This window comes from Gordonia otitidis NBRC 100426 (assembly GCF_000248075.1).
Lineage (GTDB): Bacteria > Actinomycetota > Actinomycetes > Mycobacteriales > Mycobacteriaceae > Gordonia > Gordonia otitidis.
In genome coordinates, this window is sequence record NZ_BAFB01000100.1 from 20,430 (window position 1) to 31,683 (window position 11,254).

General features: G+C 67.0%; 13 protein-coding genes. 1 reads left to right on the forward strand and 12 read right to left on the reverse strand.

Going from position 1 to position 11,254, the window contains the following annotated elements:
- Positions 1–58: 58 nt before the first annotated feature.
- Both tsf and rpsB read right to left on the reverse strand, forming a co-directional pair.
- Positions 59–883 (reverse strand): translation elongation factor Ts, encoded by an 825-nt coding sequence (tsf, locus tag GOOTI_RS10360; RefSeq protein WP_007238538.1) that lies wholly within the window; start codon positions 881–883, stop codon positions 59–61.
- 100 nt (positions 884–983) lie between these two features.
- The gene (rpsB, locus tag GOOTI_RS10365; protein WP_007238539.1) at positions 984–1,820 is read right to left on the reverse strand and encodes a 30S ribosomal protein S2; all 837 of its coding nucleotides are present in this window, start codon (positions 1,818–1,820) and stop codon (positions 984–986) included.
- 275 nt (positions 1,821–2,095) lie between these two features.
- Between rpsB and GOOTI_RS10370 the strand changes: the two genes are divergently transcribed.
- Positions 2,096–2,686: a M23 family metallopeptidase gene (locus GOOTI_RS10370; RefSeq protein ID WP_007238540.1), complete on the forward strand. Its 591-nt coding sequence runs from the start codon at positions 2,096–2,098 to the stop codon at positions 2,684–2,686.
- Positions 2,687–2,714: 28 nt separating this feature from the next.
- Here GOOTI_RS10370 and GOOTI_RS10375 read toward each other — a convergent pair whose 3' ends face one another.
- The 10 genes from GOOTI_RS10375 to GOOTI_RS26135 form a co-directional block, all read right to left on the reverse strand.
- Positions 2,715–3,668 (reverse strand): tyrosine recombinase XerC, encoded by a 954-nt coding sequence (locus GOOTI_RS10375; protein WP_007238541.1) that lies wholly within the window; start codon positions 3,666–3,668, stop codon positions 2,715–2,717.
- A gap of 149 nt (positions 3,669–3,817) precedes the next feature.
- Entirely contained in the window at positions 3,818–4,681 is an 864-nt protein-coding gene (locus GOOTI_RS10380; protein ID WP_007238542.1) for a siderophore-interacting protein, read from the reverse strand.
- A 45-nt stretch (positions 4,682–4,726) separates the two neighbouring features.
- Complete coding sequence (gene dprA / locus GOOTI_RS10385) at positions 4,727–5,875, reverse strand: DNA-processing protein DprA (RefSeq protein WP_007238543.1); 1,149 nt, start codon at positions 5,873–5,875, stop codon at positions 4,727–4,729.
- A complete protein-coding gene (locus GOOTI_RS10390; RefSeq protein ID WP_007238544.1) occupies positions 5,872–7,383 on the reverse strand; it encodes a YifB family Mg chelatase-like AAA ATPase in 1,512 nt (503 codons plus the stop codon). Before GOOTI_RS10390 ends, dprA begins: the two co-directional genes overlap by 4 nt.
- A gap of 9 nt (positions 7,384–7,392) precedes the next feature.
- Positions 7,393–7,806 (reverse strand): YraN family protein, encoded by a 414-nt coding sequence (locus tag GOOTI_RS10395; protein ID WP_039993897.1) that lies wholly within the window; start codon positions 7,804–7,806, stop codon positions 7,393–7,395.
- A gap of 190 nt (positions 7,807–7,996) precedes the next feature.
- Positions 7,997–8,308 (reverse strand): DUF2469 domain-containing protein, encoded by a 312-nt coding sequence (locus tag GOOTI_RS10400; protein WP_005176689.1) that lies wholly within the window; start codon positions 8,306–8,308, stop codon positions 7,997–7,999.
- 59 nt (positions 8,309–8,367) lie between these two features.
- Positions 8,368–9,036 carry a ribonuclease HII gene (locus GOOTI_RS10405; protein WP_039993905.1) on the reverse strand — a complete coding sequence of 223 codons (669 nt, stop codon included), beginning with the start codon at positions 9,034–9,036 and terminating at the stop codon, positions 8,368–8,370.
- Between the two features lie 14 nt (positions 9,037–9,050).
- Positions 9,051–9,923 carry a signal peptidase I gene (lepB, locus tag GOOTI_RS10410; protein ID WP_007238547.1) on the reverse strand — a complete coding sequence of 291 codons (873 nt, stop codon included), beginning with the start codon at positions 9,921–9,923 and terminating at the stop codon, positions 9,051–9,053.
- A gap of 18 nt (positions 9,924–9,941) precedes the next feature.
- Positions 9,942–10,283, reverse strand: a complete 342-nt coding sequence (rplS, locus tag GOOTI_RS10415; RefSeq protein WP_007238548.1) for a 50S ribosomal protein L19 — start codon at positions 10,281–10,283, stop codon at positions 9,942–9,944.
- A 228-nt stretch (positions 10,284–10,511) separates the two neighbouring features.
- On the reverse strand, positions 10,512–11,254 hold a 743-nt coding region (locus GOOTI_RS26135; RefSeq protein ID WP_007238549.1), incomplete at its 5' end, for a hypothetical protein.

Genomic DNA, 11,254 nt, shown 5'->3' on the forward strand with positions numbered 1-11,254 from the left:
CCGGATTCGGATGCGGGCATCGGTTGTCATCTCGCGCCGATGGCTCGGCGCGGTCGTGTCAGGACTGACCGACCTCGAAGCGGGTGAACGCCTTGACGCTGGCACCGGCCTCGTCGAGGACGTCCTTGACGGTCTTCTTGGAATCCTTCACGAACGGCTGGTCGACGAGGACCGAGTCCTTGAAGAATCCCGTGAGGCGACCTTCGACGATCTTCGGCAGAGCCTTCTCCGGCTTGCCTTCGGCCTTGGCGGTCTCCTCGGCGATACGACGCTCGTTCTCGACGACGTCGGCGGGGACCTCGTCGCGGGTGGCGTAACGCGCCTTGAGAGCCGCGACCTGCTGCGCAGCGTTGCGAGCAGCCTCGGCGGCGGCGTCGCCATCGCCCTCGTAGGACACGAGCACGCCGACAGCAGGCGGGAGGTCGGACGCGCGCTTGTGCAGGTACACGGAGACGGGGCCGTCGTAGTAGACGACGCGACGCAGTTCGAGCTTCTCGCCGATCTTGGCCGAGAGCGCCTGCACGGCATCGGCGACGGTGCCGTCGCCGAGCTTGGCGGCCTTGAGCTCTTCGACGTCGCTCGTCTTGGCAGCGGTGGCCGCGTCGAGAACCTGATCGGCGAGCTCCTGGAAGTCGGCGTTCTTCGCGACGAAGTCGGTCTCGGAGTTGAGCTCGATCATCGCGCCGCCCTTCGCGGCGACGAGGCCCTCGGCGGTGGAGCGCTCAGCGCGCTTGCCCACGTCCTTGGCGCCCTTGATGCGGAGTTCCTCGACGGCCTTGTCGAAATCGCCGTCGTTGTTCTCCAGAGCCTTCTTGCAATCCAGCATTCCTGAGCCGGTGAGCTCGCGGAGACGCTTCACATCGGCTGCGGTGTAGTTCGCCATCGTTGGCGAGCCTCCTTCACGTGGTGTCAAAAGGTGCGGGTGCCCGCAAGACCCGGGTCGAGTCTCGCGAGCACCCGCCGGTGGCTATCTGCTACGCGCCTCAGGCGGTAGCGGGCGGCTCGGTCGCGACGGGAGCCTCGGCAGCAACCTCGCCTGCCGGTGCGGCAGCCTGGGTCAGCAGCTCCTGCTCCCACTCGGCGAGCGGCTCGCCTGCAGCGGCGTCGGGCTTGGCATCCGAAGAGGCCTGACCGGCGCGGGCCTGGACACCCTCGGCGACCGCCGAGGCGACCACGCGGGTGAGCAGTGCAGCGCTGCGGATCGCGTCGTCGTTACCCGGGATCGGGTAGTCGACGAGGTCGGGATCGCAGTTGGTGTCGAGGATCGCGATGACCGGGATGTTGAGCTTGCGTGCCTCTCCGACAGCAATGTGCTCCTTGTTGGTGTCCACCACCCAAATCGCAGAAGGCACCTTGGCCATATCCCGGATACCGCCGAGTGTCCGCTCGAGCTTGTTCTTCTCGCGGGTCAGCATCAGGATTTCCTTCTTGGTGCGACCCTCGAAACCGCCGGTCTGCTCCATCGTCTCGAGTTCCTTGAGACGCTGCAGACGCTTGTGGACGGTCTGGAAGTTGGTGAGCATGCCACCGAGCCAGCGCTGGTTGACATACGGCATGCCGACGCGGGTGGCCTCGGCGGCGATCGACTCCTGAGCCTGCTTCTTGGTGCCGACGAAGAGGATGGTGCCACCGTGGGCGACCGTCTCCTTGACGAACTCGTAGGCCTTGTCGATGTAGGTCAGCGTCTGCTGCAGGTCGATGATGTAGATGCCGTTGCGGTCGGTGAAGATGAATCGCTTCATCTTCGGGTTCCAACGGCGGGTCTGGTGCCCGAAGTGTGCGCCGCTGTCAAGCAGCTGCTTCATGGTTACGACAGCCATGAGTCTTCTATCCTTTGTGTGCAGTTGACATCGCCACCGGGGTGATGACGATCCTGGCGCCCGCCTCGCGCGGACCCGGTTGTCCGGGACCGCCCGCGCGAGGGATGCGGCTGCCGCACGCGACCTCGGTCGGTGCGACGCAACCTGATGCAGGCGCGCGAAGTCACCTCATCCGCAGATGAGATGCCCTACCAGCCTACGCCGCCCCAGCTCAGAACCCAAAACGCCGGTCGGTCGCCACCACCGTCACCTCGGTGGAGCTTTTCGGACTGTGCGTGCGTCAGATCTTCATGCACCGCCAGACCTCGCCCGAGCACGCCGAGAACGCACACGTCCCAGACAGCTCCCCGATCGTGCGGCGCCTCGTCGTCCTCCTCGCCGACATCGCGCTGACCAGCGCCCTCCTGCTCGGAGTTCCCGCCGTCGTCGACGCGCGCACGGCGAAATACGGCGCGCCGCTCGCACCGAGACCGACGGTGGTCACCGGTTTCGACGCACCTGATCAACGATGGCACGCGGGTCACCGCGGCGTCGATCTCGCCGTCGAGACCGGCGCACCGGTGCTCGCCGCCGGCGACGGGGTGGTCCGGTTCGCGGGGCAGGTCGGCGGCAAATCGACGGTGTCGGTCCAGCATCCCGACGGTCTGATCACGACGTACGAACCGGTCCGGCCGAGCGTTCGGCGCGGCGACCGAGTCGACCGCGGAACACCGATCGGAACGGCCCTTGCAGGGCACGCCGGCTGCCCTGTGGCTGCGTGTGTGCACTGGGGCGCCCGGCGCGGAGCGGGACGGACCGCCGCATACGTGGATCCACTCGGACTGCTCGGCGCGGTACGTGTTCGACTCAAACCTCTCGACGGGTGAGCACATGTCGACCAGACGAGAGGGACCGTCAGGCCCGCGGGTGTGCCTGGCGATGCGCCGCACGTAGACGTTCGACGCTGACGTGCGTGTACAGCTGTGTGGTCGCCAGTGACGCGTGGCCGAGGAGTTCCTGCACCACACGCAGATCCGCGCCGCCCTCGAGGAGGTGTGTGGCCGCCGAATGTCGTAGACCGTGCGGCCCCATCGACGGGCCGCCCGCGGCGTCGACGGCGCGATGGACGACAGACCGTGCCATCCGCTGATCGAGGCGACCCCCACGCGCGCCGAGCAGCAGCGCATCACCGGAACGATCCGTCGCAAGCGACGGTCGACCGTCGCGCAGCCACCGTGCTACTGCCGTGGCCGCCGGTGCTCCGTAGGGCACCGTCCGCTCCTTGTCGCCCTTACCGATCACGCGGACCACCCGGCGGCCCTGCTCGATATCGGCGATGTCCAGTCCACACAACTCCCCGACACGAATCCCGGTGGCGTACAACAGTTCTACGATCACGACGTCGCGAAGCACGATCGGGGCGACACTGTCGGGGGTGTCCGACGAGACGTCGGAGTCCGTCGGCACGTCCTCGTCACCCGAGGAGCGGCGGACGCGGCCCGCCGCACTGATCGCGGCGGCCGCCTCGTCCGGCGCCAAAATCGGTGGCAGGGTGCGGTGCGCCTTGGGCGCCTGCAGCCGCGTCGACGGGTCGTTGTCGAAGATCTGTTCACGAAGTGCCCACGCGCAGAAGGTCTTCGCGGACGACACCTGCCGTGCGACGGTGGTGCGCGCCGCTCCGCGGCGCGTGTGTTCGGCGAGCCAGGAACGCAGCAGGGGCAGGTCGATGTCGCCCACCTGAACCCCCCGGGCGCCGGCGAAGGCGACGAGCCCGCGCACGTCGGAGACATAGGCGCGGATGGTGTGCTCGCTACGTCCACGCTCGTGGCGCAGATAGTCGGCGAAGTCGTCGAGCACGGAGGCGGTCATAGATCAACAACAGCGAACGCCGCCAGCGTTCGCAACCGCACACGCGCGTCGTTGTCGGATCGTCGCCTCGGCGCCGATACGCAGCGTACGAATCAGCCGCGGCTACGAGCCCGGGACAGCCTCCCGGCCACCCGACCGGCCGTCGTTCTTCAACCGGCGACGCCCGCGGACTCCTCCGTCGCGCGCAGTTCGGACTTCCACTGCCGGAACCCCTCTTCGGTGCGCCCGCGCCGCCAGTAACCCGAGATCGACGCGTTCGCGGCGCTCACGCCGCGCTCCTTGCGTACGTAGCTGCGCAGGTTGTGCATCACCGCCTGCGCCTCGCCGTGGATGAACACGTGTGGTTCACCGTCGAGCCACTCGGTTTCGCGCACGGCGCCGATCAGCGGCGCGTTGTCGCCCGCGACGTCGTCGGACACCTCGCCTGCAGGACCACCGCGGTGGACCCAGGTGACCTGCACCCCGGCGGGCACGTTCAACGGAACCTCGTCGTCGGGTCCGGCGACCTCGATGAACGCTTTCGCTATCGCATCCGCGGGCAGCGCCTCGAGCGCCGCCGCCAACGCGGGCAGGCCCGCTTCATCCGAGGCCAGGAGATGCCAGGGAGCGTCGGAGTCAGGACGGTAACCACTGCCCGGTCCGAGGAAGTTCACCGCGGACCCGGGTGCCACGGTTGCAGCCCACGGGCCTGCGATCCCCTCGTCACCGTGCACGACGAAGTCGATCGCGATCTCGCGCTCGTCCTCGTCGACCGAACGGATCGTGTAGGTACGCAGCACGGGCTGTTGTTCGGGCGGCAGTGACCGCGACGCCCGCGGATCGAAATCGTCCGGGAAGTCGACGCCCGCGGGCATGAAGATGAGTTTCACGTACATATCGGTGTCACGGTCGGATCGCGGGGGCAGCGCCGCCGCGAAGTCGTCGAAGCCGTCTCCACCGAGATAGAGACTCACCATGTGGGGTGTGATCTGCTCGCGTCGGAGCACCGTCATCGAATTCACGCGCTTTGCCATGGAACCTCCTAATGAAACCCAGCATACGCCTCAAATTAGGGTGACCTAAACCGAGAGTCGCCATCCTGCGCCGTCCGCCGCGATCAGACCTGCGATCTCCAGGCCTGCCAGTGCGGCGCGGACGATCCCGAGGTCGAGGCCCGCAGCGAACGAGATCTCCGCGGTCGTCGCACTGCCCTGTCCCGGAATCGCGTCGTGAACCCGCTTTTCGTCGTCCGTGAGTCTGTCGGTCGGCCGATCCCGACCGCGGCCGGGATCACCCCCGCCATCCGGTATCGCAAGGGTGATGACCGAGGCCGCGTCGGTCACGAGCGTGCCGAGTCCGTCGGCGATCAGCCGGTGACACCCCACCGACGTCGCCGATGTGACCGGTCCCGGTACGGCTCCCACGGGCCGATCGATCATGCGGGCCCATGCCGCGGTGTTCGCCGCACCCGACCTCTTTCCCGCCTCGACGACGACAGTCGCCGACGACAACGCTGCCACCAGCCGGTTTCGCGTCAGGAATCGGTGCCGCGCGGCAGTTGTGCCCGGGGCGTACTCGGAGACCACCGCGCCACGACCGGCGATCTCGGCGAGCAGCCTTGCGTGTCCTGCCGGATAGTCGCGATCAATCCCGCAGGCCAACACTGCCAGCGTCACACCCCCCGACGCCAGCGCGGCACGATGAGCCGCCCCGTCGACGCCGTAGGCGCCGCCCGACACCACGGCCCACCCCTGCGCGCACAGTTCGCTTGCGAGTCGTCCGGTGACGTGTTCGCCGTACGACGACGCCGCACGCGACCCGACCAGCGCGATCGACGCCGCGGCAACGTCGTCGAGGCGTGCGGGTCCACGCACCCACAGCGCGATCGGTTCGTCCCCGTGCGCCGATGCGTCGATTCTCGTCAGCGGCAACAGTGACCACGCCGGCCATTCGGCGTCATCCGGGGTCAGCAGCCGGGCGCCGAGCGCATCGGCCTTCTTCAGATCCTGCGCCGGAGTGCATTTGTCGGCTCGTGCAATGGTCGGCCCGAGCACCGCCTCGTGGCCTGCCGGTACTCGACGAGTACGAATGGCGTCGGCTGCCGCTGCCGGACCGACGTCGTCGACGAGCCGACGGATCGCGGTACACGGCGGCTCGGCAACAGCGCTGAGGTAGGCCCACGCGCGCAACTCGGTATCGTCGTGCCGGGTGTCGGCGTACACGGTCATCGGTATCCCCCTCGGTCTCGGTACAGCAGAGCCTGAGCGACATCGGTTTCGGTCGGGACGTCGCCGCCGCGAAGGTCGGTCAACGTCCACGCGACGCGGAGGGCGCGATCGACCCCGCGCGTGGTCACACGCCCCTCCCGAACGCACATCTCGACGGGGCGAAGGGCCTTGGGTGGAAGCCGGAACTGTTGTCGCAGCGCGGAACCGGGCACCTCGGAGTTCGTGCGCCAACCGTGATCGCGCCACCGCTCGATCGCGGCCCCGCGTGCAGCGGTGACCCTGAGCCGGATATCGGCACTCGATTCCCCCGCGGCCATCGTCAGCGCCGTGTTTCCCGGTGGTTCCATCTGCACCCGCAGATCCACACGATCCATCAGTGGTCCGGACAGCTTTCCGAGGTAGCGCCGCCGGACCACCGCGCTGCAGACACAGTCGACGTCGTGGACCGGCGCGCACGGACAGGGGTTGGCTGCGAGGAGCAGTTGGAAACGCGCCGGATAGGCGGCCACCCCGTCGCGTCGACTGATCCGCACCTCTCCCTCTTCGAGGGGTTGCCGAAGGGAATCGAGGACTTTGGGGCCCATTTCGGCACATTCGTCGAGAAATAAGATGCCCCGATGTGCCAGCGACACCGCGCCGGGACGCGCCATACCCGTTCCGCCGCCGATCAACGCCGTCGTCGACGTGCTGTGGTGGGGCGCGACGAACGGCGGCGCGGTGATCAACGGCTGACCGGGACGCAACCGCCCGGCGATCGAATGCAAGGCGGTCACCTCCAACGACTCCTCCGCGTCGAGCGGCGGGAGAATGCCGGGCAGCCGCCGCGCCAACATCGTCTTCCCGATGCCCGGAGGTCCGGTCATCATCACGTGATGCGAACCGGCGGCGGCGATTTCGAGTACGTGGCGAGCCTCGCTCTGGCCGACCACGTCGGCCATGTCGGCGACCGGGTCGGCGGGTACGGCGCGCATCTCGCACACCGTGTCCAGCACACACTCCCCCTTCAGCCATCGCGCCACCTCCGACAAGGAATGCGCGCCCCCGACCTCGATGTCGCTCACCAGCGTCGCCTCACCCACCGATTCGATGGGCACGACCGCACGGGCGAATCCCGCGTTACGTGCCTCGATCACGGCGGGCAACACACCGCGAACCGGACGCAACCTGCCATCCAGCGCGAGTTCGCCCAGAAAGACCGTGCTGCCCAACGCCGACGTCGGAACCGCCTCGGTCGCAGCAAGTATCGACACGGCAAGCGCCAGATCATGTCCCGAGCCACTCTTGGGCATCTCGGCGGGTGCCAGATTCACCGTGACCTTCTTCTCCGGGAACTTCTCCCCCGAATTCGCCACGGCGGCGCGCACGCGATCACGAGCCTCACGCAGAGAGGAATCGACGTTTCCGGACAGGGAGAATCCCGGCAGTCCCGAGCTGAGAGAGGCCTGCACCTCGACGATCCCCGCCTTGAAGGCGTTCAGGCCAACGGAATGGCAGCGTCCCAACGACATCGCGCGCCCCTACTCGAACACACCGCGGTGATGACGCAGCGCGGCGAGTTCGGTGCGTTCGGGATGGTGGGGATCGAGCTGAACGGAGACGACGTCGACCCTGATGGTCGGCCAGAACGCGTCCTGATCGGCCAACCACAGTCGGGTCAACCGTCGGATCCGCGAGAGCTTGTCGGCGGTGACCGCTTCGGCAGGGTCACCGAGTACTCGACTGGCCCTGGTCTTGACCTCGACGATGACCAGCACCGACTCCTGACCGTCGCGGTCCGTGGCGATCATGTCGAGCTCGCCGTAGCGGCATCGCCAATTCCGTTCGAGCACAGACCAACCCAGACCGGCGACGTACTCGGCGGCGAGGTCTTCACCCAACCGTCCGATCAATGCCCGCCGATCCGGACGCCGCGCAGACGACTCGCTTCTCATGCCGCAACAGTGGCTGAAACCGACGACGAAACGACGTTCGTTCCCGGGTCGGCCGCTTAGCTGGGGATACACACGAGATTGTGGAATACCCGTGGAGCCGCGATGTTCGACGAGCGCTCGTCACCCGATCAGGCCATCACCGCCTGTCGGACAGCCTCGTCGCCGTCACCGAGAAGTGGCCGCCCGCGTATCACGGCTCGTCGGGAAGCCGCAATTCCGGCTTTTCGAGCTCTTCGATGTTGACATCCTTGAACGTGATGACGCGGACCTGCTTGACAAAGCGCGCCGGCCGGTACATGTCCCATACCCACGCGTCGCTCATGCGGAGTTCGAAGTACACCTCGCCGTCGGTGTTACGCGGGACCATCTCCACAGCGTTGGCCAGGTAGAAACGCCGCTCGGTCTCCACCACGTAGGTGAACTGGCCGACGATGTCCTTGTACTCGCGGTACAGGGACAACTCCATCTCGGTTTCGTACTTCTCGAGATCCTCAGCGCTCATCGTGCAAGCCTATCGCGGTCGTGGTGGAGCAGGTCGGTCTGGAGTGATCGTCGAACACCTCACGCGGTGTCGCCCTCCACACGACGCCTGGCGGCGACGTTGCGGTAGGACATCCGGTGCTGATGCGACGGCCCGTGGGCGTCGAGGCACGCCATGTGATGAGCGGTGCTGTAGCCCTTGTGGATGGCGAAGTCGTAGCCGGGCACCTCGTCGTCCATCGCCACCATGATGCGGTCTCGCGTGACCTTCGCGAGGATGCTGGCAGCGGCTATGCACGCAGCTGCGCCGTCACCACCGATCACGGGAAGCGACGGGGCCGTCAGACCCGGAACCGCGAAACCGTCGGACAGCACGTATCCGGGCGTGACGTCGAGTCGGGCGACGGCGCGACGCATCCCTTCGATGTTCGCGACATGGATGCCGATCCGGTCGATCTCGTCGGCCTCGATGATCACGACCGACCAGCTCGCCGCGTATCGGGTGACGGCGCGGTAGAGCGTCTCCCTTGTTGCCTCCGAGAGCCGTTTGGAGTCGTCGAGTTCTGCCAGAGACGCGAGTTGGGTGGGCTTGAGGACGCATGCCGCGACAACCAGCGGGCCCGCGCACGCTCCTCGACCTGCTTCGTCGACACCCGCAACCGGCCCTAATCCGCCACGGTGCAACGCGAACTCGAACGTCCGCAGCCCTGCTGCCCGGCGAACGGGAGATCTCGGCGGCCACGAGCCCACGACACCACGACCCGTCACTGCTGCGGGTTGACCGAGCCGACACCACCGATCCGTGACACGGGATAGATGATGAAACGCACCTTGCCGCGAATGTCGGACACCGGAACGGTGCCGTGGAGTTCGTCGGTGATGTGATAGCGGGAATCCGCCGAGTACTCGCGGTTGTCACCCATCACCCACACGTTGCCCTTGGGCACGGTGATCGGACCGAAATCCGGACCATAACAGCTGGTCACCTGATTGTCGGGCTCACCCGATTGCCCGGTTGCGACGTCGCGCGACTGCAGACTCTTGTCGATGTAGGGCTCGGTCAGCGCCTTGCCGTCGACCTTGACTCCGACGCCGTCCGCGTTGCGACACTCGACGGTCTGGCCGCCGGTCGCGATCACACGTTTGACCAGGTCATTCTCGTCCGGGGGTGCGAAGCCGAACCACGACAGGCCGTCCTGCAGTGCATGCACGACGGTGTTGGACGAGCGTGGTGACTCCCAGTCGCCGTCCCACGACGCGGTCGGCGCACGGAAGACGACGACATCACCGGGCTGGGGATCGCCGAAGCGATACGCCAGCTTGTCGATCACGATGCGGTCGTTGGTGCAGCCCTGGCAGCCGATGAGCGTTGATTCCATCGATTCCGACGGGATCACGTATTGCCTTCCGATGAAGGTCTGCAGAATCCAGGTCACCAACAGCACGCACGCGATGATGATGATCGTCTCGCGCAACCACGACCCGCGCTTGCGCTTGGGCTCGTCCTCGTCGTCCCTGGTTCGCCAGGGCCGCGCCTGCGGGTCCTCGGAATCTGCAGCGACGTCGGGTTTCTCCGTCGAACGTGAATTGGCGTCGTCTGCGTCGGAGTGATGTGCCGCGCCGTGTTCGGATGCCACGTCGTCAGGGTAGACGCGTCAGCGCTTTTCCTTGATCTTGGCTGCCTTACCGCGCAGATCGCGCAGGTAGTAGAGCTTCGCACGGCGGACGTCGCCGCGGGTGAGGACATCGATCTTCGCGATGTTGGGGCTGTGCACCGGGAAGGTGCGCTCCACGCCGACACCGAACGACACCTTGCGAACGGTGAAGGTCTCGCGGATACCGCCACCCTGACGACGGATGACGACACCCTTGAAGACCTGGACGCGCTCCTTGGAGCCTTCGATGACCTTGACGTGCACGTCGAGGGTGTCGCCGGGGCCGAACTCGGGGATGTCGTCGCGCAGAGACTGCTTGTCGAGGAAGTCGAGGGTGTTCATGTGTCGTTGTTCCTTAATGTGGCTACTGGTGAACAGAGGAACCTGGCGGCCCACGCCACGTGCGTCGGTGTTCCGACGGGTGCGGCGTATGGTTCGAACCGGTTCGTGCTCCGAGTCATGCCCGTGACGTCGATCGACGGTCTCAGGCAACCCGTCCATTGTGCCAGAGCACCTGGCGGGAAGTGAAATCGCGCGGAGCACGAGGCGTCGATCCTCGGTCGGACGCGTTCACGTCCGCGACTGCGGCGGTGACAGCACCTCGACACCCTCCGCGATCAGCACCGATGCGACTCCCTGCGGCATCGGGTCAGCGGTCGCCACCATCCTGGGCCTCACCCCGGAGCGGACCATCTCGGCCACAACCGCATACTCCGGCGGGCCGCCGTCGCCGGCGAGGAGCTCGCTCGGCACCATCGCAAAGCCTGGTCGCTGATACGGCTGTGGGTCACTGGTCGCGACAACACGGACGGGCTCTCCGTTCTCGTCGACGCCGACTCCGACGGCGACGCGCATCCACTCGGAGAACGGGTACGGGAGCGACGCCTGGAGGACAGCCGCACGGTCGATCAACGCCGCCGGGTCGATGTCGACGGTGAGAGCGCGTTCTGCGACTCCCTGAGGACTGTGCAGCAGTGCCGCACCCAACGGCATCCCCGCCGCTCCGAGACCAGCCAATCCTGCCATCGGCATCATGCCACCGGTCGCAGACGGTGGTGCGGCCTGCGTTGCCTCGCGGTCGGTCACGTCGCCTGCCTCGTGGGCCCGCTCCGTGTACTCGTCACCCGCCGCAGACAGGGCGTAACGACCGGCGCCGGCAGCTGCGACGCGGGCGGAGTCGTCGCCGAGCGCTGCGGCCACCGAGCCCGCGAGCCGGTCGCGATCGGCAATCGATGCGAGCACAGTCATCTCGGAGCGTGCGTCAGCGGTCGCGGTTGCGAACGCCTCGAGCGATCCGGCGAGCGCGGTGAAGC